Source organism: Variovorax sp. V93, from assembly GCF_041154485.1.
In the GTDB taxonomy this organism is placed as follows: Bacteria; Pseudomonadota; Gammaproteobacteria; order Burkholderiales; family Burkholderiaceae_C; genus Variovorax; species Variovorax beijingensis_A.
Window position 1 is genome coordinate 3,073,071 of record NZ_AP028669.1, and the last position, 22,280, is coordinate 3,095,350.

General features: G+C 68.3%; 20 protein-coding genes. 10 read left to right on the plus strand and 10 right to left on the minus strand.

Going from position 1 to position 22,280, the window contains the following annotated elements:
* The first annotated feature begins 36 nt into the window (after window positions 1–36).
* Entirely contained in the window at window positions 37–963 is a 927-nt protein-coding gene (locus tag ACAM54_RS14635; protein ID WP_369648023.1) for a peptidoglycan-binding protein, read from the plus strand.
* Window positions 964–1,040: 77 nt separating this feature from the next.
* Here ACAM54_RS14635 and ACAM54_RS14640 read toward each other — a convergent pair whose 3' ends face one another.
* The 3 genes from ACAM54_RS14640 to ACAM54_RS14650 form a co-directional block, all read right to left on the minus strand.
* Window positions 1,041–2,555, minus strand: a complete 1,515-nt coding sequence (locus ACAM54_RS14640; RefSeq protein WP_307697911.1) for a tripartite tricarboxylate transporter permease — start codon at window positions 2,553–2,555, stop codon at window positions 1,041–1,043.
* Window positions 2,556–2,644: 89 nt separating this feature from the next.
* Window positions 2,645–3,181: a tripartite tricarboxylate transporter TctB family protein gene (locus ACAM54_RS14645; protein ID WP_145745143.1), complete on the minus strand. Its 537-nt coding sequence runs from the start codon at window positions 3,179–3,181 to the stop codon at window positions 2,645–2,647.
* 97 nt (window positions 3,182–3,278) lie between these two features.
* A complete protein-coding gene (locus tag ACAM54_RS14650) occupies window positions 3,279–4,238 on the minus strand; it encodes a tripartite tricarboxylate transporter substrate binding protein (RefSeq protein WP_145745141.1) in 960 nt (319 codons plus the stop codon).
* Between the two features lie 127 nt (window positions 4,239–4,365).
* Here ACAM54_RS14650 and ACAM54_RS14655 point away from each other — a divergent pair, with 127 nt between their 5' ends.
* From ACAM54_RS14655 to ACAM54_RS14670, 4 genes are read left to right on the plus strand one after another with little or no spacing between them, the layout of a single operon-like run.
* The gene (locus ACAM54_RS14655; protein WP_369648024.1) at window positions 4,366–5,046 is read left to right on the plus strand and encodes a response regulator; all 681 of its coding nucleotides are present in this window, start codon (window positions 4,366–4,368) and stop codon (window positions 5,044–5,046) included.
* A complete protein-coding gene (locus tag ACAM54_RS14660; protein ID WP_369648025.1) occupies window positions 5,043–6,464 on the plus strand; it encodes a sensor histidine kinase in 1,422 nt (473 codons plus the stop codon). Before ACAM54_RS14655 ends, ACAM54_RS14660 begins: the two co-directional genes overlap by 4 nt.
* 4 nt (window positions 6,465–6,468) lie before the next feature.
* Window positions 6,469–6,903 (plus strand): RNA-binding S4 domain-containing protein, encoded by a 435-nt coding sequence (locus tag ACAM54_RS14665; RefSeq protein WP_186454205.1) that lies wholly within the window; start codon window positions 6,469–6,471, stop codon window positions 6,901–6,903.
* Between the two features lie 49 nt (window positions 6,904–6,952).
* Window positions 6,953–7,759 carry a PPK2 family polyphosphate kinase gene (locus ACAM54_RS14670; RefSeq protein ID WP_369648026.1) on the plus strand — a complete coding sequence of 269 codons (807 nt, stop codon included), beginning with the start codon at window positions 6,953–6,955 and terminating at the stop codon, window positions 7,757–7,759.
* A gap of 15 nt (window positions 7,760–7,774) precedes the next feature.
* Here the strand turns inward: ACAM54_RS14670 and ACAM54_RS14675 are convergent, their stop codons facing one another.
* Window positions 7,775–8,446: a hypothetical protein gene (locus ACAM54_RS14675; RefSeq protein WP_145745135.1), complete on the minus strand. Its 672-nt coding sequence runs from the start codon at window positions 8,444–8,446 to the stop codon at window positions 7,775–7,777.
* Between the two features lie 135 nt (window positions 8,447–8,581).
* Window positions 8,582–9,697 carry a substrate-binding domain-containing protein gene (locus ACAM54_RS14680; protein WP_369648027.1) on the minus strand — a complete coding sequence of 372 codons (1,116 nt, stop codon included), beginning with the start codon at window positions 9,695–9,697 and terminating at the stop codon, window positions 8,582–8,584.
* 122 nt (window positions 9,698–9,819) lie between these two features.
* Between ACAM54_RS14680 and ACAM54_RS14685 the strand changes: the two genes are divergently transcribed.
* Genes ACAM54_RS14685 through ACAM54_RS14705 form a run of 5 tightly spaced genes read left to right on the plus strand, consistent with a single transcriptional unit; the run spans window position 9,820 to window position 15,810 of the window.
* The gene (locus tag ACAM54_RS14685) at window positions 9,820–10,284 is read left to right on the plus strand and encodes a formate dehydrogenase subunit gamma (protein WP_369648028.1); all 465 of its coding nucleotides are present in this window, start codon (window positions 9,820–9,822) and stop codon (window positions 10,282–10,284) included.
* A complete protein-coding gene (locus ACAM54_RS14690; protein WP_369648029.1) occupies window positions 10,281–11,837 on the plus strand; it encodes a formate dehydrogenase beta subunit in 1,557 nt (518 codons plus the stop codon). The genes ACAM54_RS14685 and ACAM54_RS14690 overlap by 4 nt, the downstream gene beginning before the upstream one ends.
* A 28-nt stretch (window positions 11,838–11,865) precedes the next feature.
* Entirely contained in the window at window positions 11,866–14,739 is a 2,874-nt protein-coding gene (gene fdhF / locus ACAM54_RS14695) for a formate dehydrogenase subunit alpha (RefSeq protein WP_369648030.1), read from the plus strand.
* Window positions 14,736–15,572 (plus strand): formate dehydrogenase accessory sulfurtransferase FdhD, encoded by an 837-nt coding sequence (gene fdhD, locus ACAM54_RS14700; protein ID WP_369648031.1) that lies wholly within the window; start codon window positions 14,736–14,738, stop codon window positions 15,570–15,572. Before fdhF ends, fdhD begins: the two co-directional genes overlap by 4 nt.
* Window positions 15,573–15,585: 13 nt before the next feature.
* A complete protein-coding gene (locus ACAM54_RS14705) occupies window positions 15,586–15,810 on the plus strand; it encodes a formate dehydrogenase subunit delta (protein WP_012748121.1) in 225 nt (74 codons plus the stop codon).
* 16 nt (window positions 15,811–15,826) lie between these two features.
* Here ACAM54_RS14705 and fba read toward each other — a convergent pair whose 3' ends face one another.
* From fba to ACAM54_RS14730, 5 genes are all read right to left on the minus strand, one after another.
* Window positions 15,827–16,843, minus strand: a complete 1,017-nt coding sequence (fba, locus tag ACAM54_RS14710) for a class II fructose-bisphosphate aldolase (protein WP_369648032.1) — start codon at window positions 16,841–16,843, stop codon at window positions 15,827–15,829.
* A 154-nt stretch (window positions 16,844–16,997) separates the two neighbouring features.
* Window positions 16,998–18,179, minus strand: a complete 1,182-nt coding sequence (locus tag ACAM54_RS14715; RefSeq protein ID WP_369648033.1) for a phosphoglycerate kinase — start codon at window positions 18,177–18,179, stop codon at window positions 16,998–17,000.
* A complete protein-coding gene (gene tkt, locus ACAM54_RS14720) occupies window positions 18,176–20,215 on the minus strand; it encodes a transketolase (RefSeq protein WP_369648034.1) in 2,040 nt (679 codons plus the stop codon). Before tkt ends, ACAM54_RS14715 begins: the two co-directional genes overlap by 4 nt.
* A 55-nt stretch (window positions 20,216–20,270) precedes the next feature.
* Entirely contained in the window at window positions 20,271–21,149 is an 879-nt protein-coding gene (locus ACAM54_RS14725) for a phosphoribulokinase (protein WP_145745114.1), read from the minus strand.
* A gap of 42 nt (window positions 21,150–21,191) precedes the next feature.
* Window positions 21,192–22,268, minus strand: coding sequence for a class 1 fructose-bisphosphatase (locus ACAM54_RS14730; RefSeq protein ID WP_369648035.1), 1,077 nt, complete (start codon window positions 22,266–22,268; stop codon window positions 21,192–21,194).
* Window positions 22,269–22,280: the final 12 nt, after the last annotated feature.

The window sequence follows — 22,280 nt, forward strand, 5'->3', positions numbered from 1 at the left end:
TCACACACGACGCCGGCCTTGCCGGGGAGACCCGCCATGATTCGACCCACCCTGCGATTCGGCTCAACAGGCGCCGATGTTTCGCTGCTGCAATCGGCCCTGAACCTGTGGATGGCCTCCAGGCTTGCGCAGTTGGTGCCCGACGGACAGTTCGGATCCAAGACCACGTCGAAGGTGAAGGAATACCAGGGATTCTGCAAGCTCGTGCCCGACGCCATCGTCGGGCCGAAGACCTGGGGCATGCTCGAAGCGCTGATCGCCCAGCTCGTCGGAATGGCAACGCCGCCGCCCGGCGACAAGCCTGCGTCGGCGCTGGGCGACCGCGTGGTCGCGGCGGCGGAGGCGGCGCTGCTCAGATGGGGCTGGACGACCTCGTCCCAGCCCGGTCCGAGCAATGAGCGCATTGCCGCGGCGCTGTGCGCCAATCCGGCGAGCCCGCAGCGTCCGCGCCAGGGCGGCATGGGGCTGCAGAAGATCTTCCAGGATGCGAACGCCGCCGGCGCCTACATCAGCCGCTGCCCCACCATCACCGCGGCGGCGGTGTCGAAATGGCAGGAAATGGACGCCGGCAATTGGCGCAACGCCAACGACCTGTGCGCCTGGTGCGGCATCTTCTGCATCTACGTGTACCGCACCGCCGGCGTCCATGTGCCGGGCGGCTGGGCCCAGCACGGCAAGAACGTGTTCGACAGCACGGTGTTCCGCCGGATCACAGACTATTCGACCGTGTTTCCGGGCTGCATCGGCGTGGTGAGCGGCATCGCCCCGGGCGGACGCAATCACCACTTCATCGTCACCTCGAACGGCAACGACCGGATGGAGAGCATCGACGGCAACGCCTTCGGCCCCGACCGCAACGACAAGAGCAAGGGCAACAAGAGCGTGATCGCGCGCAACGAGTACAGCTACGCCGCGCTCAGGCAGGAGACGGCGTACTTCCTCGCGCCCGTGTCGGCGGCTTGAAAAAAGAAAAATGCCGCGGGGCCAACAAGGCACCGCGGCATTCCGGGAAGAAGAAAGAGGACGATCCGCGAGAAGGCTCAGGCCGCCAGCCTCGCCAGCTTCCGCTCGCTCATCCGCTTGGCAACGCGCGGCAGCACCAGCACAGCCACGATGACGACCACCAGCGTGATCGACATCGGCCGCTGGAAGAACACCGAGGCACTGCCCTCCCCGATGGACATCGCGTTGCGCAGCTGCGCCTCGGCCAGCGGCCCGAGAATCATGCCCACCACCACGGGAGCGGTCGGAAAGTCGAAGCGCCGCATCGCCACGCCGAGCAGGCCGATGCCGTAGAGCAGGAACAGGTCGAATGCGCTCTGGCGCATGCCGTAGGCCCCCACCGTCGCAAAGATCAGGATGCCGGCGTAGAGCTGCGGCTTGGGAATCTTCAGCAGCTTGACCCACAGGCCCACCATCGGCAGGTTCAGCACCAGCAGCATCACGTTGCCGATGTAGAGCGAAGCGATCAGCGCCCACACCAGCGCAGCCGACGTGGTGAACAGCTGCGGCCCCGGCTGGATGCCGTAGTTCTGGAACGCGCCGAGCAGGATGGCGGTGGTGTTCGAGGTGGGGATGCCAAGCGTGAGCAGCGGGATCAGCGCCGCCGTCACCGTGGCGTTGTTGGCGGCTTCGGGGCCGGCCACGCCTTCGATGGCGCCCTTGGTCCCGAACTCGGCCCTGGCGTCCGTGTCCTTGGCCAGCTTCTTTTCCGTCGCATAGCTCAGGAAGGTCGGAATCTCGGTGCCGCCGGCCGGAATGCAGCCGAACGGCGTGCCGATGGCGGTGCCGCGCAGCCATGCCGGAATCGAGCGCTTCCAGTCGCGCGCCGTCATGTGAACGCGGGTCAGCTTGTTCTGGTCCTCGACCACCTTGCCCTCGTAGAGCACGGCGTACAGCACCTCGGCCACCGCGAACAGGCCCACGGCCACCAGCACGATCTCGATGCCGTCGAGCAGTTCGGGAATGCCGCCGGTGTAGCGGCCCTGGCCCGAGATCTGGTCCAGGCCGACGCAGCCGGCCGCCAGGCCGATGAACAGCGCCGTCATGCCGCGCAGCGTGCTCTTGCCGAGCACCGCGCTCACCGTGGTGAAGGCCAGCAGCATCAGCAGGAAATACTCGGGCGGGCCGAGCTTCACGGCGAACTCGGCCACGAACGGCGCGAACAGCGTGACGATCACGGTGGCGATGGTGCCGGCCACGAAGGAGCCGATGGCGGCGGTGGCAAGCGCCGCGCCCGCCCTGCCGCTCTTGGCCATCTTGTTGCCTTCCATCGCCGTCACCATGCTGGCCGTTTCGCCGGGCGTGTTGAGCAGGATGGACGTGGTCGAGCCGCCGTACATGGCGCCGTAGTAGATGCCCGAGAAGAAGATCATCGAGGCCGTGATGTCGACCTTGCCGGTGATGGGCAGCAGCATGGCCACCGCCACCGCCGGGCCGATGCCCGGCAGCACGCCCACGGCCGTGCCCAGCGCGCAGCCCACCAGGCACCAGAGAAGATTGACAGGGGTGATCGCCGCGGCGAAACCCGTCATGAGTGCGTTGAAAATGTCCATGTCAGGCCTCCCGCCGGGCCGCCCCAAGGCAGGCCTGCGCCCCCTCGGGGGGCAGCGAATACACGAAGTGATGAGCGTGGGGGTTCATGTCAGATCCAGCCGGTGGTCGTGAGGCCCGGCAGGTTGATGGCCAGGAACTTGGTGAACATCCAGAACACGGGCGCCGAGATGAGCGCGCCGGTCAGCAGGTCGATGGCCCAGGTGCGCGGCTGGTTGGCCGAGGGCTGGCCGCTCGCGCGGCGCAGGCCCTGCACCGCCAGCACGTAGCACAGCGTGCAGCTCAGGATGAAGCCCAGCGTGGTGATCAGCGCCGCATTGAGCAGCAGGCCGGCCGACACCCAGACGAAGCCCGGCCAGTAGGCGTGCTCCGCGCCCGAGGGTGCATCGAGCTCGCGAAAGCCGCCGGTGCGCGCCTCCCAGAGAATCCAGCCGCCGCACAGCGTGAGCACGCCCGACACCAGCCAGGGCAGGAAGTTGGGGCCGACGCCGCCGTAGCCGGCCTCGGAAGAAATGCCGATGGCGCCGAAAGCCAGCGCCAGGCCGGTCAGGAACACGCCGATGCCGACCAGCGTTTGGGGCCAGATGGCCGTCGGTGGCGGCGCGGCCGAGGAGTCTGGAGTTGTCATTTTTTCTCTCGGGATGTGGAACTGGATTTGAAAACGGCACGCTGTCGTCTCTTTCGAGGACAGCGCGCCGTGTGGCGGCCAGTGGTGCGCGCCGGGTTCAGACCATGCCGGACTTGGCCATGATGGCGCGCAGGCTCGCGAAGTCGTCGTCGACGAACTTGGCAAAGGCCTCGCCCGAAAGCACGGCCGGCGTCCAGTCGTTCTTCTTGAGCGACTCGGCCCACGACGGACTCTTCATGGCGGCCAGCACCATGTCGGTCAGCGCCTTGCGCTGCTCGGCGCTGATGCCTGGGGCACCGTACACGCCGCGCCAGTTGCCGATCTCCACGTCGATGCCCTGCTCCTTGAGCGTGGGCACGTTGATGCCGGGCAGGCGCTGGGCCGACGTGACCGCAATGGCCTTCATCTTGCCGGCGGCAATGTACTCGGCGAACTCGCTGTAGCCACTGCCGCCGATCGTGACGTTGCCGCCCAGGATGGCCGCGGTGGCCTCGCCGCCGCCGCGGAAGGCCACGTAGTTGATCTTGGACGGATCGGCACCGACCTTCTGGGCGATCATGGCCGCGGCGATGTGCTCGGTGGAGCCGCGCGAACCGCCGCCCCACTTGACGCTGCCCGGATCCTTCTTGAGCTGCTCGACCACGTCCTTCATGGACTTGAAGGGCGAGTTGGCCGGCAGCACGAACACGTTGTATTCGGTGGTCAGGCGCGCGATCGGCGTGGCCTGCGAGAGATTGACCGGCGGCTTGCCGGTGATGATGCCGCCCAGCATGACGGAGCCCATCACCATGAGCGCGTTCGGATCGCCCTTGGAGCCGTTCACGAACTGGGCCAGGCCCAGTGCGCCGGCGGCACCGCCCTTGTTGTCGTAGGTGACCGTGTCGGCCACCTTGGCTTCGGTCATGGCCTTGCCCAGCGCGCGGCCCGTGGTGTCCCAGCCCCCACCCGGGTTGGCCGGGATCATCATCTTGACGTTGGCAGCGGCGCGTGCCGACAACGGCAGGGCTCCGGCGGCGGCCAGCGCGGCCAATGACTTCAAAAAGGTGTCGCGACGCATCGTTGTCTCCTGAGAACTAAAGAAAACCTGACTTGAACCTGAGCCGCTATCATGCGCCGCCCTGCTGTCAGTTGGCTGTCCACCGGACTGGGGAAAACACCGAAGTACCATTCCCTCACCACACCCCATGAAGCTGCTGCTGGTCGAAGACGATCCCTCGATGCAGGTCACCCTGCAGCGCGCCCTCGCCCGCAGCAGGATCGACGTGCGCATCTGCGGCGACGGCGCGCTGGCCGTCGAGCAATGGCGCGCCCTGGAGCCCGATGTGGTGGCGCTCGACCTGAGCCTGCCGAACCTCGATGGCCTGCAGGTGCTGGCCCAGGCGCGCGCCGCGGGGCTGCGCACGCCCGTGCTGCTGCTCACGGCCCGCGGCACGGTCGGCGACCGCATCATGGGCCTGAATGCCGGTGCCGACGATTACCTGCCCAAGCCTTTCGATCTCGACGAACTGGAAGCGCGCATCCGCGCACTGCGCCGTCGCCACCAGAATGCCGGCGCCGACGCGGGCCCGAACCCGCAGGAAGTGGGTGGGCTGCGCTTCGAGCCCGAGAGCGGCGCCATCTATCACAAGAGCGGCATCCTGGAGCTCACGCCGCGCGAACTGGCGCTGCTCAAGGCGCTGATGATGAAACCCGGCCATGCGGTGAGCAAGGAGCGGCTCTTCGAACTCGTGTTCCCGGGCGAGACCGATGTGCAGTACGAGGCCATCGAGGTGGTGGTGTATCGGCTGCGCAAGAAGCTCGCAGGCACCGGGGCGGCGCTGATGACGCTGCGCGGGCTGGGCTACCTGCTGCGCGCCGAGCCATGAAGACGGCCTTGTCGCTGCGCGCGAGGCTGCTGCTGGGCATTCTCGCGCCGGTGGCGCTGTTCATCGTGATCAACAGCGTGAGCCTGTACCGCCAGAGCCTGGCCGCGGCCACCACGGCCTACGACCGCACCCTGCTCGCCTCGGCCAAGACCATCGGCGAGCAGCTCGACGTGGAAGGCTACGACGAGCATGCGCGGCTGCGCGCGATCGTGCCCTATTCCGCGCTCGAAGCCTTCGAGGCCGACAACCGCAGCCGCCTTTTCTACCGCGTGTCCGCGCTCGACGGCGAGATGGTCTCGGGCTTTGCCGAACTGCCGTTCTGGCGCGGCCGCATCCCGGACCGCGGCGCCTATGCGGCGCTGGTCGATTTCTACGACGCGCGCTTTCGCAACCAGCCGGTGCGCATGGCGGTGTTGCTGCAGCCCGTGGCCAGCGGGCACGGCCGCGGCATGGCCGTGGTGCAGGTGGCCGAGACGCTGGAACTGCGCGAAACCCTGGTGCGCAAACTGCTGGTGGACATGCTGTGGCGCCAGTTGCTGCTGATGGGCGTGATCGCGCTGGTCACCGTGCTGGTGGTGCAGCGCGCCACGCGGCCGGTGCGTGAGCTCGGCGAAGCCATCGAGAAGCGCGCCGCCGACGACTTTTCCCCCATCGACGCGCCCGATGCGCCGCGCGAACTGCGCCCGCTGGTCGACGCCACCACCGAGGTCATGGGCCGGCTGCAGCGCCTGCTCGACCACCAGAAGCGCTTCGTGCGCGACAGCGCCCATCAATTGCGCACGCCGCTGGCGGTGCTCAAGGCGCAGGTGCAGTCGGCGCAGCGCGGCGACGTGCCGCCCGGGCAGGCCCTGGGCGAGATCAGCCAGACCGTGGAGCGCGCCACCGTGCTCGCCAACCAGATGCTGTCGCTTGCCAAGGTCGAGCAGCTGCGCCAGCAGCCGGAATCGGTGCCGCTGGAGCTCGGCGAGGTGGTGCGCCAGATTGCGCTGGACCTGTCGCCGCTGATCGCCGACAAGGCGCTCGACTTCGAACTGGCCATCGACGGCCCCGTGACGGTGCGGGCCCACCAATGGATGCTGCAGGAACTCACGCGCAACCTGCTGCACAACGCCATCAAGCAGAGCCCGCGCGGCGGTGCCCTTTCGGTGACGGTGCGCTCCAACGGCCCGGAGGCAGTACTGACCGTGCGCGACGACGGGCCCGGCATTCCGGCCGAACTCCGCCAGCGCCTGTTCGCGCCCTTCTCCGCCGGCGACGCGGCCGGCGGCTCGGGACTGGGCCTGGCCATCTGCCGCGAAATCGTGCTGGCGCTGGGCGGGCGCATCCACCTCGACAACCGCAGCACGCGGGAAAATTCCGCACAGGTGATTGGCCTCGATGCTGTCGTGCGCCTGCCCGTCTACCGCCACAATTCCTGAACCTATGGATCGCCTGCGCATCGACAAATGGCTCTGGGCCGCCCGCTTCTTCAAGACGCGCTCGCTGGCCGCGGACGAAATCGGCAAGAACCGGGTGCAGGTCAACGGCGACATCGCCAAGGCCTCGCGCGAGGTCAAGCCGGGAGACACGGTGGCCATCCGCCTGGGCGCCGTGACGCGAACCGTCACGGTGCGCGGCCTGAGCGGCCAGCGCGGGCCGGCGCCGGTGGCGCAGCAGCTCTACGAAGAAACGCCCGAAAGCATTGCCGCGCAGGCGGCCCTGCGCGAGCAGCGCCGCATGGGCAGCGAGCCGGCGCTGGCCATCGAGCAGGGCCGGCCCACCAAGCGCGACCGGCGCGAGCTCGACGGCGCCGCTCGGCATGCCGAATGGGACAGCCGCTGGAGCGCTTCCATCGATCCGGACGACAGCGACCGCTGACCGGGCGCCGATCGCGTACGCTGCGTGCTTTTGCACGGAGTCCGGATTGATGGCCAGCTTCAAGAAATACCGCGTCGACAGCAAGTTCAAACTCTCGCAGGTGGACCCCGGCGAATCTCCGTTCCTGGACGGCAACGAAGCCGCCCAGCTCGCCGAGATCGACGCCCTGGCCATCGAGCTCGACGAGATGCAGAACCTGCTGCATGCCGAGGGCCGCCGCAAGGTCCTGCTGGTGCTGCAGGGCATGGACACCAGCGGCAAGGACGGCACCGTTCGCTGGGTGTTCTCGCGCACCTCCCCGCTGGGTGTGCGCGTCACCGCCTTCAAGGCACCCAGCGACGACGAGCGCGCGCACGACTACCTCTGGCGCTGCCATGCAGTGGTGCCGCGCAGCGGCGAGATCGCGGTCTGGAACCGCAGCCATTACGAGGACGTGCTGGTGCCCGTGGTCGAAGGCTGGATCGACAAGGCCGAGACCCAGCGGCGCTATGCGCAGATCAACGATTTCGAGCGCCTGCTCGTCGAGACCGGCACGGTGATCGTCAAGTGCATGCTGCACATCGACAAGGACACGCAGCGCGAACGCCTGCAGGCGCGCATCGACACGCCCGGCAAGCAATGGAAGTTCAATGTGGGCGACCTCGAGGTGCGCACCAAGTGGAGCGCCTACCAGCAGGCCTACGACAAGGCACTGCGGTCCACCTCGACCGAGCACGCGCCCTGGTACGTGATACCGGCCAACAACAAGCGGCACCGCAACCTGATGATCGCGCGGCTCCTGATGAAGATCCTGCGGCAGATGAAGCTCAAGGCGCCGCCCGCCGACCCCGCGCTCAAAGGCATGCTCATCAAGTGACGAGCGCCCGCGCCGTCAGGAGGAGCGCCGGACGGCCGACTGGCCCAGCACGCGGCACTTGCCGAATTCGCAGCGCACGGCCCAGGCCGTGCCGTTCGAGCAGGGCACGCTGTACGACTCGTAGCCCGGGCCCTTGGCCGTGAGCTCGGCGCGCGGCTGGATGCTGCACTGCCCGGCCTTGGCAAGCACTTCGGCGTTGTAGGTGTCGACCCCGGTCCTGCGCGGCGCGAGCACCACTTCCGGGTTGAAGGCATGTCCGTAGAAGGTGTCGCGCACGTTCGGGTCGAGGTTGCGGTAGCCGCGCTTGGCCATGCAGTGCACCACGGCGATCTGCTGGTGCTCGGCAACCAGCTCCGCGCTGGGCCGGTAGGACATGTCGATCACCGCAGCCGAAATGCCGGTGTACGAGGCCGCAGCCACGATGCCCTGTCCATGCACGGTGATCAATCCCAGGCCCAGCGCAAGCCACATGGCGTCGCCGGTTTCGCTGCGCGCGGTGATCCGCATCGCGGCCGTGCGGCAATCGGCCACGTCGCTGTCGTAGCGGGCCCGGTCCACGCCTTCCATGGCGACCATGGGCACGTAAGACAGCCCGGTTCCGGTGCCGGGTTGGGTCGGCGTGGGCGGCGTGCTGGCGCACCCTGCCAACGCAACAACGGCGCACACGATGCTCAGCAGCAGCTTCATGGAGATCCCTCGTCCTCTTCGCGATAGTTCGGGCGATTTAACCATACAGATGGTTACTTTTGAGCCTGCTTTGTCGCGAAGTTGCGACGAACGAGTTGCTGAGTGCTTTCTGCTGACAGCGGAAGAGCGCCTCTTCTACCTGGATCGCGTGGCCGTGCGGCGCTTGCCGGCCGCCGCGGGGCGAAGCGACTCGAAGGCCTCCGCCAGCGACAGCACGCGGCCGCAGTTCACCGCCTGGTAGCCCGGCAGGCGGTTCACGGCGCTCTGGTAGGCCTCGCTTTGCAGGATGTCCAGCATCCGCCGCACGATCGGCGCGGCAAGCGAGCGCTCCTCGCACAGCAGGAAATAGCGCTCCACCTGGTTGGAGATGAAGTCGAGCTTGAACTGGCGCGCCGGCGTTTCCACGCCATATCCCGCATCCGCCATGCCGCTGGCCACGAAGGCCGCGACGGCCGCGTGCGTGAACTCGCACTGCTCGTAGCCCTTGATGGCTTCGGGCGCGATGCCCTGCTCGCGCAACTGCAGGTCGAACAAATAGCGCGTGCCCGAGCCCGCCTGCCGGTTGATGAATCGGACGCCGGGGCGCGCCAGGTCGGCCAGCGTGTAGATCTTCTTCGGGTTGCCGGGCGCCACCATCAGGCCCTGGTGCCGCGTCGCCATGCCGATGACTTTCTGCGTGCCGGCGTTGAGCCAGGAACCATAGTGCGCGACGGCTTCGGCCTCGAACGCACCCAGCGGTACGTGGAAGCCCGCCACGTCGCAGCTGCCGTGGTGCAGCGAGGCCACGGCCTCTTCGCTGCCGCAGTAGCGCAGGTCGCCCGGCACCTGCGCCGCGGCCAGGAAGCCATGCAGCGCCTCGATCGCGAAGCCATGGCTCGCGTGGATGCGCAGCAGCGTGGGCGCGGTGGGAATCAGTTTCTCGATTTCCGCGCCCAGTTCGGAGGCCAGCGAATCCAGGAGCGGCGACAGGCGCGCGGTGATGCGGCGGTCGGCCCACACCAGCTTTTCGCCGAGCGGCGTGAGGCTGGAACCCTTGCCGCGCTGCATCGCCACCAGCGGCTGGCCGAACATGGCTTCGCCCTGCCGGATCAGCTCCCAGGCGTGGCGGTAGGACACACCGGACACGGTGCAGGCGCTGGACAGGCTGCCGTGCTCCAGCACCTGCACCAGCAGTTCGATCACCCGCGGCGCCAGCGCCGCGCCGTCGGCCTGGCGGATGGTCCATTGCGGCCTGATGTGCACTTCATGCATGGGTTTCGGCTTTCCAAAGCATATTTATTGGGCTGAACGCCTCATATTGTGGCATTCGATTCCTCTCCATAGACTCGCGCCACCACGGTATGGCAGCTCCAACATTAGGAGATTCAAAGCATATGAACAATCTGGGCATCGCGGCATCCATCGCCGCTGCGCACAAGGACACCCCGGGCGGGCTGCTTCCTGCGCTGCACGGCATCCAGGACGCGCTGGGGCATGTTCCACCCGACGCCGTCCCCCTCATCGCCGAGCAGTTCAACCTGTCGCGTGCCGAGGTGCATGGCGTGGTCAGCTACTACCACCACTTCCGCTCGGCCCCGGCAGGCCGGCTGCTGGTGCAGGTCTGCCGAGCAGAGGCCTGCAAGGCCATGGGTGCGGATGCGCTGCTCGCGCATGCCGAGCAACGCCTGGGCTGCGGCGTGCACGGCACGTCGGCGGACGGCCAGTACTCGCTGGAGCCGGTGTTCTGCCTCGGCCTGTGCGCCTCGTCGCCCGCCATCGCGGTGAACGATGAGGTGCATGCGCGCATCACGCCGGCGCTGTTCGACGGCATCGTCGAGGAAGCGCGGCAAGCCTCATGACCACCACCGTCTATGTCCCCCGCGACTCCGCGGCGCTGGCGGTCGGCGCCGAGCGGGTCGCCAAACAGATCGCGGCACAAGCCCGTGCGCGCAACGCCGATGTGCGCATCGTGCGCAACGGCTCGCGCGGCCTGTTCTGGCTGGAGACGCTGGTCGAAGTGGCCACGCCGCAAGGCCGCGTGGCCTACGGCCCGGTCGCGCACGCCGATGTCGCCGGCCTGTTCGACGCCGGCTTTCTTTCGGGCGGCGCCCACGCGTTGAACCTGGGCCTGACCGAGGAGATTCCGTACCTGAAGAAGCAGGAGCGCCTGACCTTCGCCCGCATGGGCGTGACCGATCCGGTGTCCGTGGCCGACTACGAGGCGCACGAAGGCTTCGCGGGGCTGCGCCGCGCGCTCACCCTCGCACCGGCCGAGATCGTGCAGCAGGTGCTGGACTCCGGACTGCGCGGCCGCGGCGGCGCCGCATTTCCGGCCGGGATCAAGTGGAAGACGGTGCTGGCCGCAGAGGCGCCGCAGAAATACATCGTCTGCAATGCGGACGAAGGCGACTCGGGCACCTTCTCGGACCGCATGACGATGGAAGGCGATCCGCTGATGCTGGTGGAAGGCATGGCCATCGCGGGCCTTGCGACCGGCGCGACCGAGGGCTACGTCTATGTGCGCTCGGAATACCCGCATGCCATTGCCACGCTCGATGAGGCCATCCGCCATGCCGAGCAGGCCGGCTTCCTGGGCGACGACATCCTGGGCTCGGGCCGCAGCTTCCGCCTGACCGTGCGCAAGGCCGCCGGAGCCTACGTGTGCGGCGAGGAAACCGCGCTGCTCGAAAGCCTGGAAGGCCGCCGCGGCATCGTGCGCGCCAAGCCGCCGCTGCCTGCCCTGCAGGGGCTCTTCGGCCAGCCGACCGTGATCAACAACGTGATCACGCTGGCCTCGGTGCCCCTCATCCTGGCGCGCGGCGCGGACTTCTACAGGAACTACGGCATGGGCCGTTCGCGCGGCACGCTGCCGTTCCAGCTGGCCGGCAACATCAGGCATGGCGGCCTGGTCGAGAAGGCCTTCGGCCTGAGCCTGCGCGAACTGCTCTACGACTTCGGCGGCGGCAGCGCGAGCGGCCGGCCGATCAAGGCGGTACAGGTGGGCGGTCCGCTGGGCGCCTACGTGCCCGAGTCGCAATGGGACCTGCCGCTGGACTACGAGGCCTATGCGGCCGTGGGCGCAGTGGTCGGGCACGGCGGCATCGTGGTGCACGACGACACGGCCGACATGTCGCAGCTGGCGCGCTACGCGATGGAGTTCTGCGCGATCGAGTCCTGCGGCAAGTGCACGCCCTGCCGCATCGGCTCCACGCGCGGCGTGGAAGTGATCGACAAGATCACCAGCAACCAGAACCGGCCGCAGCAGGTCGTTCTCCTGCGCGACCTGTGCGACACCATGCTGCACGGCTCGCTCTGCGCCATGGGCGGCATGACGCCCTACCCCGTGCTGTCGGCCATCAATCACTACCCCGAGGACTTCGGCATCGAAGCCCCCGACCGCGCCGCAGCCTGACCGACGAGACGAACAGAGGAGACATCCCATGCTGAACCCATCGCAAGACATCGACCACGGCACGCCCAGGCGCGAATCCACCGAGGAAGTCACGCTCGAGATCGACGGCATGCCGGTGACGGTGGCCAAGGGCACCTCGCTGATGCGCGCCGCGGTCGACGCGGGCGTGCAGGTGCCCAAGCTGTGCGCGACCGACAGCCTGGAGCCCTTCGGCTCCTGCCGGCTCTGCCTGGTGGAGATCGACGGACGCAAGGGCTATCCGGCGTCGTGCACCACGCCGGCCGAGGCCGGCATGAAGGTGCGCACGCAGAGCCCGAGGCTGCAGGAGCTGCGCAAGGGCGTGATGGAGCTCTACATCTCCGACCATCCGCTCGACTGCCTCACCTGCGCCGCCAACGGCGACTGCGAACTGCAGGACATGGCCGGCGTCACCGGGCTGCGCAACGTGCGCTACGGCTACGACGGCGCCAACCACCTGAAAAGCGCCAAGGACGAGTCCAACCCCTACTTCACCTACGACCCGGCCAAGTGCATCGTCTGCAACCGCTGCGTGCGCGCCTGCGAGGAAACGCAGGGCACCTTCGCGCTCACCATCAGCGGCCGCGGCTTCGAGTCGCGCGTCTCGCCGGGCCAGGACCAGCCCTTCATGGAATCCGAATGCGTGAGCTGCGGCGCCTGCGTGCAGGCCTGCCCCACCGCCACGCTGCAGGAAAAATCGGTGATCTGGCTGGGCCAGGCCGAGCACAGCGCCATCACCACCTGCGCCTATTGCGGCGTGGGCTGCGGCTTCAAGGCCGAGATGAAGGGCAACGAAGTGGTGCGCATGGTGCCCTGGAAGGACGGCAAGGCCAACGAAGGCCACTCGTGCGTGAAGGGCCGCTTTGCCTGGGGCTACGCCACCCACAAGGACCGCGTGCTCAAGCCCATGATCCGCAGCAGGATCACCGATCCGTGGCGCGAGGTGAGCTGGGACGAAGCCGTCAACTACGCCGCCAGCGAGTTCCGCCGCATCCAGGCGAAGTACGGCACCGATTCCATCGGCGGGCTCGTGTCCTCGCGCTGCACCAACGAAGAGGGCTACCTGGTGCAGAAGCTGGTGCGCGCGGCCTTCGGCAACAACAACGTCGACACCTGCGCGCGCGTGTGCCATTCGCCCACAGGCTACGGACTGAAGCAGACCATGGGCGAATCGGCCGGCACGCAGACCTTCAAGTCGGTGGAAAAATCGGACGTAATCATGGTGATCGGCGCCAACCCGTCCGACGGCCACCCGGTGTTCGCCTCGCGCATGAAGAAGCGCCTGCGCGCCGGTGCCCGGCTGATCGTGATCGACCCGCGCACCATCGACCTGGTGAAGTCGCCGCACGTCAAGGCCGACCATCACCTCAAGCTCAAGCCCGGCACCAACGTGGCGGTCATCAGCGCCATGGCGCATGTGATCGTGACCGAAGGCCTGGTCGACGAAGCCTTCGTGGCCGAGCGCTGCGAGCCCAAGTCGTTCAACGAGTGGCGGGAATTCGTTGCGCGCCCGGCCAACTCGCCCGAGGCCATGGAAGCCGTGACCGGCGTGCCGGCAGCCGAGCTGCGCGCTGCCGCGCGGCTGTTCGCCAAGGGCCACGACGGCAAGCGCAATGCCGCCATCTACTATGGCCTGGGCGTGACGGAGCACAGCCAGGGCTCGACCATGGTGATGGGCATTGCCAACCTCGCCATGGCCACCGGCAACGTGGGCCGCGAAGGCGTGGGAGTGAATCCGCTGCGCGGCCAGAACAACGTGCAGGGCTCCTGCGACATGGGCTCGTTCCCGCACGAGCTGCCGGGCTACCGCCATGTGTCGGACAGCACCGCGCGCGGCAGCTTCGAAGACGCCTGGGGCGTGGCGCTGCGGGCCGAGCCGGGGCTGCGCATTCCCAACATGTTCGACGCCGCCATCACCGGCAGCTTCAAGGGCCTGTACTGCGAGGGCGAGGACGTGGTCCAGTCGGACCCGAACACGCAGCACGTGGCCGAGGCCCTGATGGCGATGGAATGCATCGTGGTGCAGGACCTGTTCCTGAACGAAACCGCCAAGTACGCCCACGTGTTCCTGCCGGGCGCGTCGTTCCTGGAGAAGGACGGCACCTTCACCAACGCCGAGCGCCGCATCTCGCGCGTCACCAAGGTCATGCCGCCCAAGGCCGGCTATGCCGACTGGGAGGTGACGCAGCTGCTCTCCAACGCGCTGGGCTATCCCATGAACTATGCGAGCGCCGAAGAGATCATGGACGAGATCGCCGCGCTCACGCCCACCTTCACGGGCGTGAGCTACGCCAAGCTGGCAAAGCTCGGCAGCGTGCAGTGGCCGTGCAACGAGGCCGCGCCCGAAGGCACGCCGACCATGCACATCGGCGAGTTCGTGCGCGGCAAGGGCAAGTTCATCATCACGCAGTACGTGCCGACCGACGAGAAGGTCACGCGCATGTACCCGCTGATCCTGACCACCGGGCGCATCCTGTCGCAGTACAACGTGGGCGCCCAGACCCGCCGCACCGAGAACAACCAGTGGCACAGCGAGGACCGGCTCGAGATCCATCCGGCCGACGCCGAGGACCGCGGCATCGCCGAGGGCGACTGGGTCGGCATTCGCAGCCGCGCGGGCGAAACCGTGCTGCGCGCCACCATCACCGAGCGCGTGCAGCCGGGCGTGGTCTACACCACCTTCCACTTCCCCGAATCGGGCGCCAACGTGATCACCACCGACAACTCCGACTGGGCCACCAACTGCCCCGAGTTCAAGGTGACCGCGGTCCAGGTGATGCCGGTGATGCAGCCTTCCGAATGGCAGCAGGAATACAGCCGGTTCAACGCGCTGCAGGAAGAGCTGCTGAGCAAGCGCATCGAAGAAACGGCGGCCGCCAAGTGAACCTATCCGACCTACCGCTTCGGCCCGGAAGCGCCGAGCTGCTGCCCGTGCGCGGCGTGCGCGCCCGCCGGGCCTTCGACAACCGCGACTGGGTGGCCGTGGAGGTGCCGGTCGCGCTGGAGTTCAACGGCATTGCGCACGCCGTGATGCTTGCAACACCCACCGACCTGGCCGACTTCGCGCTGGGCTTCGCGCTCAGCGAGGGCATCCTGCTCGGACGCAATGAGCTCTACGGCGTCGAGGAAGCGTACGCACCCGAAGGCATCACGCTCAAGCTCGAGGTGGCGAGCGCGGCCTTCGCGCGGCTGAAGGCGCGCCGCCGCTCGATGGCCGGGCGCACGGGCTGCGGCCTGTGCGGCACCGAGAGCTTGGCGCATGTCACGCGTGCGCTGCCGCCCCTGCCCGAGGGCCCCGCGCTCTCGACCCGCGCCGTCGCGCGCGGCATGCGGGAGCTTGCATCGCTGCAGGTGCTGCAGAAGGTCACCGGTGCCGTGCACGCGGCGGCCTGGTGCAGCGCGCAAGGCGAAGCGCTGCTGGTGCGCGAGGACGTCGGCCGCCACAACGCGCTCGACAAGCTCGTCGGCGCGCTCGCAAGAAACAGCGTGCCCGCCTCCACCGGCTTCATCGCGGTGACCAGCCGCGCCAGTTTCGAGATGGTGCAGAAGACCGTCGCCGCCGGCGTGCCGCTGCTGGCGGCGGTATCGGCCTCGACCTCGCTGGCCACGGCGGTTGCGCAAGACGCGGGCCTCACGCTGGCGGGCTTCGTGCGCGACGACGACCTGGTCATCTACACCCACCCGTGGCGGCTCAACGGCCTGCCCGCCAACGCCTGAGGTCTTTTTTGCAATGCACGTCGACCAGCTGATCCGCATGGTGAACCAGATGGGCAGCTTCTTCGAAGCCATGCCCGACCGCAGCGAAGCCCTGCATGACCTGGCGCTGCACCTGAAGCGCTTCTGGGAACCGCGCATGCGGCGCGAGCTGCTGGCGCACCTGGACGCCGGCGGACCGGGGGAACTGAACCCCGTCTCGGCCGAGGCGATCCGCGTGCACCGGGCGCTGCTCGAATAGCAGCGCCGCACAGCGCCTACTGCAGCGCCGCCGGCTTGATCCGCGAGGCCATGCCCGCGGTGCCGAAGGCCTGGAAGCGGTCGATGCAGACGTCGCGCGCGGCCGCGGTCGCCTCCTTGAGGAACTTGCGCGGATCGAATTCGCTGCGGTCCTGGCCCATGGCGCGGCGCATTGCGCCGGTCATCGCGAGCCGGATGTCGGTGTCGATGTTGACCTTGCGCACGCCGTGGCGGATGCCTTCCTGGATCTCCTCCACCGGCACGCCGTAGGTTTCCTTGATGTCGCCGCCAAAGTCGCGGATCACCGCCAGCCATTCCTGCGGCACCGACGAAGAGCCGTGCATCACGAGGTGCGTCTTCGGAATGCGCGCATGGATCTCCTTGATGCGGTCGATCGCGAGGATGTCGCCGGTCGGCTTGCGGCTGAACTTGTAGGCGCCATGCGAGGTGCCGATGGCAATGGCCAGCGCATCCACGCCGGTGCGCGACACGAAGTCGGCCGCCTGCTGCGGATCGGTCAGCAGCTGGTCGTGTGACAGCACGCCCTCGGCGCCGCTGCCGTCTTCCTCGCCGGCCATGCCCGACTCGAGCGACCCGAGGCAGCCCAGCTCGCCCTCGACCGAGACGCCGACCGCATGCGCCATCTCCACCACGCGGCTGGTCACGCCCACGTTGTAGTCGTAGCTCGCGGGCGTCTTCGCGTCTTCCATCAGCGAGCCGTCCATCATCACGCTGGTGAAGCCCGAGCGGATGGCCTGCATGCACATCGACGGGCTCGCGCCATGGTCCTGGTGCATCACGATCGGGATCTCCGGGTACATCTCGGCCGCCGCCTCGACCATCTTGCGCAGGAAGGGTTCGCCCGCGTATTTGCGCGCGCCGGCCGAGGCCTGCAGGATGACCGGGCTGTCGGTCTTGCGCGCGGCCTGCATGATGGCCTGGATCTGCTCCAGGTTGTTGACGTTGAACGCCGGCACGCCGTACTGGTGCTCGGCGGCGTGGTCCAGCAGTTGGCGCAGCGAAATCATGGCCATGGGAAGCTCTCCTGTGAAGTTGGAAATGGGTTGGATGGAAGCCGGCGGGCCCATTCCAGAGACACCGCGGAACCGGCTTCGCCGGGCCGCCGGTGTCGCCCCCGGCGAGGGGGTTGGCGGAGCGACACGAAGTGCGCGAAGACTGGGGGTGGGCTCATTTCCTGCGGTCCTGGAGCGCCTTGACCGCGGGCAGGCTCTTGCCTTCGAGGAATTCGAGGAACGCGCCGCCCGCCGTCGAGACGTAGTCGATGCACTCCTCCACCTCGAACTGGTTGATGGCGGCCACGGTGTCGCCGCCGCCCGCGAGCGAGAACGCGTCCATCCGCGCGATCGCGTGGGCCAGCGTGCGCGTGCCGTGCGAGAACTGCTCGATCTCGAACACGCCGAGCGGGCCGTTCCAGACGATGGTCTTGCATGGGCCGAGCATGGCGACGAGCCGCGCCACCGAGTCCGGGCCGAAGTCCAGGATCATGTCGTCGGGCGCCACGTCGGCCACGGCTTTCACCGTTGCCACCGCATTTGGCGAGAACTCGGTCGCCGTGACCACGTCGGTCGGCATGAAGAGCTGCGCACCGCGTGCCGAGAGCGCCGCGCCCACGGCGCGCGCCGTGTCCACCATCTCGGGCTCGCACAGCGACCGGCCGACCGGATGGCCCGCCGCGAGCAGGAAGGTATTGGCCATGCCGCCGCCGACCACCAGCCATTCAACCTGCGCCGCCAGCGATTCGAGGATCGACAGCTTGGTCGATACCTTGGCACCGCCGACGATCGCGGCCAGCGGCCGCGCGGGGTTCGCAAGCGCACGGCCGAGCGCGTTCAGTTCCGACGCCATCAGCGGACCGGCGCAGGCAACGGGCGCGAGCCGGGCCAGCGCCTCGGTGGTGGCCTCGGCGCGGTGCGCGGTGCCGAAGGCATCGTTCACGTACACGTCGCACAGCGCTGCCATGCGCCGCGCCAGGGCTTCGGCATTGGCCTTCTCGCCGACGTTCGCGCGGCAGTTTTCAAGCAGCGCCATCTGGCCGGGCGCGATGTCGAAGGGGCGATCGATCCAGTCGCCGACCAGCGCCACCGGTGCGCCCAGCAGTTCGCCGAGCCGCTTCGCCACCGGCGCCAGCGATTCGCCGGCTGCAAGCTGGCCCTCCTTCGGCCGGCCCAGGTGCGATGTGACCATCACACGCGCGCCTTGCGACAGCGCATGGCGAATGCCGCCCAGGCTGGCGCGGATGCGCGTGTCGTCGCTGATGCGGCCCGACGCGTCGAGCGGCACGTTGAGGTCGCAGCGGATGAAGACGCGCTGTCCGCGCAGGTCGATCTGGTCGAGCGTGTTGAAGCTCATGCGGCCTCTTTCACGCTGGCCTGCGCGGCGTTCGCGAGCAGGCGGCGGGCGCGCCCGGCCACCACTTCGGCTGTCAGGCCGAACAGCTTGAAGAGCTCGCCGGCCGGCGCCGATTCGCCGAAGCGGTCGAGCCCGACCACGTCGCCGTATTCGCCGACGAACTTCCACCAGAGGCCCGTGCTGCCGGCCTCCACCGCCACGCGCGGCAGGTGGCGCGGAATCACCGCATGGCGCCACTCGGCGTCCTGGCGTTCGAACACGTCCATGCATGGCACGGACACCACGCGTGCCTCGACGCCCTCCTGCGCCAGCAGGGCCGCGGCGGCCAGCGCCACGCCCACTTCGGAGCCGCTTGCCAGCAGTGCCACGCACTCGGCCTCCGGGCGGCGCAGCACGTAGGCGCCGCGCGCAATGGATTCGATGCGCTCGCCGGCGTCGCCGGCATGCGGCAGCGCCTGGCGCGTCAGCAGCAGGCAGCTCGGCCCGTCCACGCGGCGCAGGGCCTGGCGCCAGGCCACGGCCGTCTCGGTGGCATCGGCCGGGCGCCAGACGTCGACATCGGGAATCAGCCGCAGGCTCGAGGCATGCTCCACCGGCTGGTGCGTCGGGCCGTCCTCGCCGAGCCCGATCGAGTCGTGCGTGAAGACGTAGATGACCGGCAGCTTCATCAGCGCCGACATGCGCACGCCGTTGCGCGCGTAGTCCGAAAAGGTCAGGAAGGTGCCGCCGAAGGGACGGAAGCCGCCGTGCAGCGCGAGCCCGTTCATGATGGCTGCCATCCCGAACTCGCGCACGCCGTAGTGCACGTGGTTGCCGGTGCCCGTGCCCTTGAGCGCGCGGTGGCCCTTCCAGTCCGTGAGGTTCGATCCCGTGAGGTCGGCCGAGCCGCCGATCAGTTCGGGCATCGCGGGGCCGACTTCGTCGAGCACCTGCTGCGAGGCCTTGCGCGTGGCGACCGATGCCTTGCGCTGCTCCGCGCCCGACGCGGCCGCAGCCAGTGCGGCTTCGGCTTTTGCAGTGAGCGGCGCATCGGTGCGATGGCGCCGCAGCAGCTCGCGCGCGAGCGCTGGGTGCTCCTGTGCGTAGGCGGCAAAGCGCTCCTGCCAGGCCTTGTGCAGCGCGGCGCCCGATTCGCGCGCGGACCAGGCTTCTGCAATGGCCGCCGGCACTTCGAAGGGCGCGGCGCTCCAGCCGAGCGCCTGCCGCGTCAGCGCGATCTCGGTCTCGCCCAGCGCTTCGCCGTGCGCCTTGGCGGTGCCGGCGCGGTTCGGCGAGCCCTGGCCGATGCGCGTCTTGCAGCACACCAGCACCGGCCGGTTCGCGGCCGTGGCGCTTTCAATGGCTGCGTCGAGCGCCGCAGCGTCGTGGCCGTCGACGTCGCGCAGCACGGTCCAGCCGTAGGCTTCGAAGCGGCCCGGCGTGTCGTCGCTGAACCAGCCGCCGACCTCGCCGTCGATCGAGATGCCGTTGTCGTCGTAGAACGCCACCAGCTTGTGGAGGCGCCAGGTGCCTGCGAGCGAGCAGGCCTCGTGGCTGATGCCTTCCATCAGGCAGCCGTCGCCCAGGAACACGTAGGTGCGGTGGTCGATCACCTCGTGGCCGGGCCGGTTGAATTCCTCGGCCAGCAGCTTCTCGGCCAGCGCCATGCCCACCGCATTGCTGATGCCCTGCCCCAGTGGCCCAGTGGTGGTCTCGACGCCGGGCGTGACGCCGGCCTCGGGGTGGCCCGGCGTGCGCGAATGCAGCTGGCGGAAGCGCCGCAGCTCCTCCATCGGCAGCGCATAGCCGCTCAGGTGCAGCAGCGCATACAGCAGCATCGAGCCGTGGCCGTTGGAAACGACGAAGCGGTCGCGGTTCATCCAGCGCGGATCGGCCGGGTCGTGCTGCAGGCGGTGCCGCCACAGGGCCTCGGCAATGTCGGCCATGCCCATCGGCATGCCCGGGTGGCCCGAGTTGGCGGCTTGCACGGCATCCATGGCCAGCGCACGGATGGCGTTGGCGCACTGCGTGCGCAGGGCGAGGTTGTCGATCGTCATGCGGGGTTCCGGTGGGTTCGTTGTGCGTGAGGTGTTCGTGCGGCGCTCTCGCGCCCTAGATCGCGTAGGCCTTCTTGCGGCGCTCCATGAGGCGCAGGATCATCGGCGTGAAGATCAGCTGCATCGCGAGCTCCATCTTTCCGCCCGGCACCACCAGCGTGTTGGCCCGCGACATGAAGGAGTCGTGCAGCATGCTCAGCAGATAGGGAAAGTCGAAGCCCGTGGGGTTGGCGAAGCGGATCACGACCAGACTCTCGTCCGGGCTGGGGATGGTGCGCGCAATGAACGGGTCGGAGGTGTCCACCACCGGCACGCGCTGGAAGTTGATGTGCGTGCGCGTGAACTGCGGGCAGATGTAGTGCACGTACTCGTTCATCCGGCGCAGGATCACGTCGGTCACGGCCTCGGTGGAATAGCCGCGCGTGTTCTTGTCGCGGTGCAGCTTCTGGATCCACTCGAGGTTGATCACCGGCACCACGCCGATCAGCAGGTCGACGTGGCGCGCGATGTCGACCTTCCCGGTGGTCACGCCGCCATGCAGGCCCTCATAGAACAGCAGCTCGCTGTCGGGCAGCGTTTCCCACGGCGTGAAGGTGCCGGGCTCCTGCTTGTAGGGCGCGGCCTCCTGCGCATCGTGCAGGTACTTGCGGCTCTGGCCGACGCCCGCCTCGCCGTAGTCGCGGAACAGCGCCTCGAGTTCGGCGAACAGATTGGCGTCCTCGCCGAAGTGGCTGAAGTTGCGGTTGCCGGCGGCCTCGGCCTCGGCCATGGCCACCTTCATGGAATTGCGGTCGTAGCGGTGGAAGCTGTCGCCCTCCACGATGGCCGCCTTGACGCTCTCGCGGCGGAAGATGTTCTCGAAAGTCCGCGTGACGGACGTGGTGCCCGCGCCGGACGAGCCGGTGATGGCAACGATGGGATGTTTGGCTGACATGGTGGCCTCGGGGAGATGAAGAATTCGTGCAGGTGGTCTCGTTCAGGCGGCGGTTGCAAAGAGGCCGCGCTTTCCGAACAGCGGCGCCTGGTAGGTGTCCTGCGGCTCCTCGCTGTGGTAGGCCTCCACGCGCGCCACCTCGTCGGACGACCCGAAGACGAAGCCGATGCGCTGGTGGATCGACTCCGGCTCGACCGTCATCAGGCGGCGCCGGCCCGTGCTGGCCATGCCGCCGGCCTGCTCGATCAAGAACGAGATCGGATTGGCCTCGTAGAGCAGCCGCAGGCGCCCGTCGCGTCCGGCTTCCTTGCTGTCGCGCGGGTACATGAAGACGCCGCCGCGCATCAGGATGCGGTGCGTTTCGGCCACCAGCGAGGCGATCCACCGCATGTTGAAGTCGATGCCGCGCGGGCCTTCCCTGCCGGCCAGGCATTCGTCGACGTAGCGCTTCACGGCCGGCTCCCAGAAGCGGCTGTTCGAGGCGTTGATCGCGAACTCGCTGGTCTGCCGCGGAATGCTCAGGTTCGGATGGCTCAGCACCCATTCGCCCAGCTGCGGATCGAGCGTGAAGGCATGCGTGCCGTTGCCCAGCGTCAGCACCAGCATGGTCGAAGGGCCGTAGATCGCATAGCCGGCACCGACCTGCTCGGTGCCGGGCTGCAGGAAGTCTTCAGGCTTGGCGTCGGCCTCTGGCGTGGGTGCGCGCAGGATCGAGAAGATGCTGCCCACCGCCACGTTGACGTCGATGTTCGACGAGCCGTCGAGCGGATCGAACAGCAGCAGGTACTTGCCGCGCGGGTACTGCTGCTGCGGCGGCAGGTAGGGCTCTTCCATCTCTTCCGAGACCATGCCCGCCACGTGGCCGCCCCACTCGTTGGCGCGCAGGAACATGTCGTTGCTCAGCACGTCGAGCGTCTTCTGTTCCTCGCCCTGCACGTTCTGCGTGCTGGCGCTGCCCAGCACGTCGCCCAGGGCGCCGAGCGCGACCTTGCGCGAGATCGCCTTGCAGGCAAGGGAGACGTCGGTGATGAGCGCGTTGAGCGCGCCCGTGGCACCGGGGTGGCGGCGGCGCTCCTCGATGATGTACTGGGTCAGCGTGGCCTTGCCTGCAATGGGCATGTTCGTCTCCTG

Excerpts from the sequence above, each read along its gene's own strand:
- ACAM54_RS14635 (WP_369648023.1), top strand. The coding sequence starts at position 37 with ATGATTCGACCCACCCTGCGATTCGGCTCAACAGGCGCCGATGTTTCG.
- ACAM54_RS14640 (WP_307697911.1), bottom strand. The coding sequence starts at position 2,555 with ATGGACATTTTCAACGCACTCATGACGGGTTTCGCCGCGGCGATCACC.
- ACAM54_RS14645 (WP_145745143.1), bottom strand. The coding sequence starts at position 3,181 with ATGACAACTCCAGACTCCTCGGCCGCGCCGCCACCGACGGCCATCTGG.
- ACAM54_RS14650 (WP_145745141.1), bottom strand. The coding sequence starts at position 4,238 with ATGCGTCGCGACACCTTTTTGAAGTCATTGGCCGCGCTGGCCGCCGCC.
- ACAM54_RS14655 (WP_369648024.1), top strand. The coding sequence starts at position 4,366 with ATGAAGCTGCTGCTGGTCGAAGACGATCCCTCGATGCAGGTCACCCTG.
- ACAM54_RS14660 (WP_369648025.1), top strand. The coding sequence starts at position 5,043 with ATGAAGACGGCCTTGTCGCTGCGCGCGAGGCTGCTGCTGGGCATTCTC.
- ACAM54_RS14665 (WP_186454205.1), top strand. The coding sequence starts at position 6,469 with ATGGATCGCCTGCGCATCGACAAATGGCTCTGGGCCGCCCGCTTCTTC.
- ACAM54_RS14670 (WP_369648026.1), top strand. The coding sequence starts at position 6,953 with ATGGCCAGCTTCAAGAAATACCGCGTCGACAGCAAGTTCAAACTCTCG.
- ACAM54_RS14675 (WP_145745135.1), bottom strand. The coding sequence starts at position 8,446 with ATGAAGCTGCTGCTGAGCATCGTGTGCGCCGTTGTTGCGTTGGCAGGG.
- ACAM54_RS14680 (WP_369648027.1), bottom strand. The coding sequence starts at position 9,697 with ATGCATGAAGTGCACATCAGGCCGCAATGGACCATCCGCCAGGCCGAC.
- ACAM54_RS14685 (WP_369648028.1), top strand. The coding sequence starts at position 9,820 with ATGAACAATCTGGGCATCGCGGCATCCATCGCCGCTGCGCACAAGGAC.
- ACAM54_RS14690 (WP_369648029.1), top strand. The coding sequence starts at position 10,281 with ATGACCACCACCGTCTATGTCCCCCGCGACTCCGCGGCGCTGGCGGTC.
- fdhF (WP_369648030.1), top strand. The coding sequence starts at position 11,866 with ATGCTGAACCCATCGCAAGACATCGACCACGGCACGCCCAGGCGCGAA.
- ACAM54_RS14705 (WP_012748121.1), top strand. The coding sequence starts at position 15,586 with ATGCACGTCGACCAGCTGATCCGCATGGTGAACCAGATGGGCAGCTTC.
- fba (WP_369648032.1), bottom strand. The coding sequence starts at position 16,843 with ATGGCCATGATTTCGCTGCGCCAACTGCTGGACCACGCCGCCGAGCAC.
- ACAM54_RS14715 (WP_369648033.1), bottom strand. The coding sequence starts at position 18,179 with ATGAGCTTCAACACGCTCGACCAGATCGACCTGCGCGGACAGCGCGTC.
- tkt (WP_369648034.1), bottom strand. The coding sequence starts at position 20,215 with ATGACGATCGACAACCTCGCCCTGCGCACGCAGTGCGCCAACGCCATC.
- ACAM54_RS14725 (WP_145745114.1), bottom strand. The coding sequence starts at position 21,149 with ATGTCAGCCAAACATCCCATCGTTGCCATCACCGGCTCGTCCGGCGCG.
- ACAM54_RS14730 (WP_369648035.1), bottom strand. The coding sequence starts at position 22,268 with ATGCCCATTGCAGGCAAGGCCACGCTGACCCAGTACATCATCGAGGAG.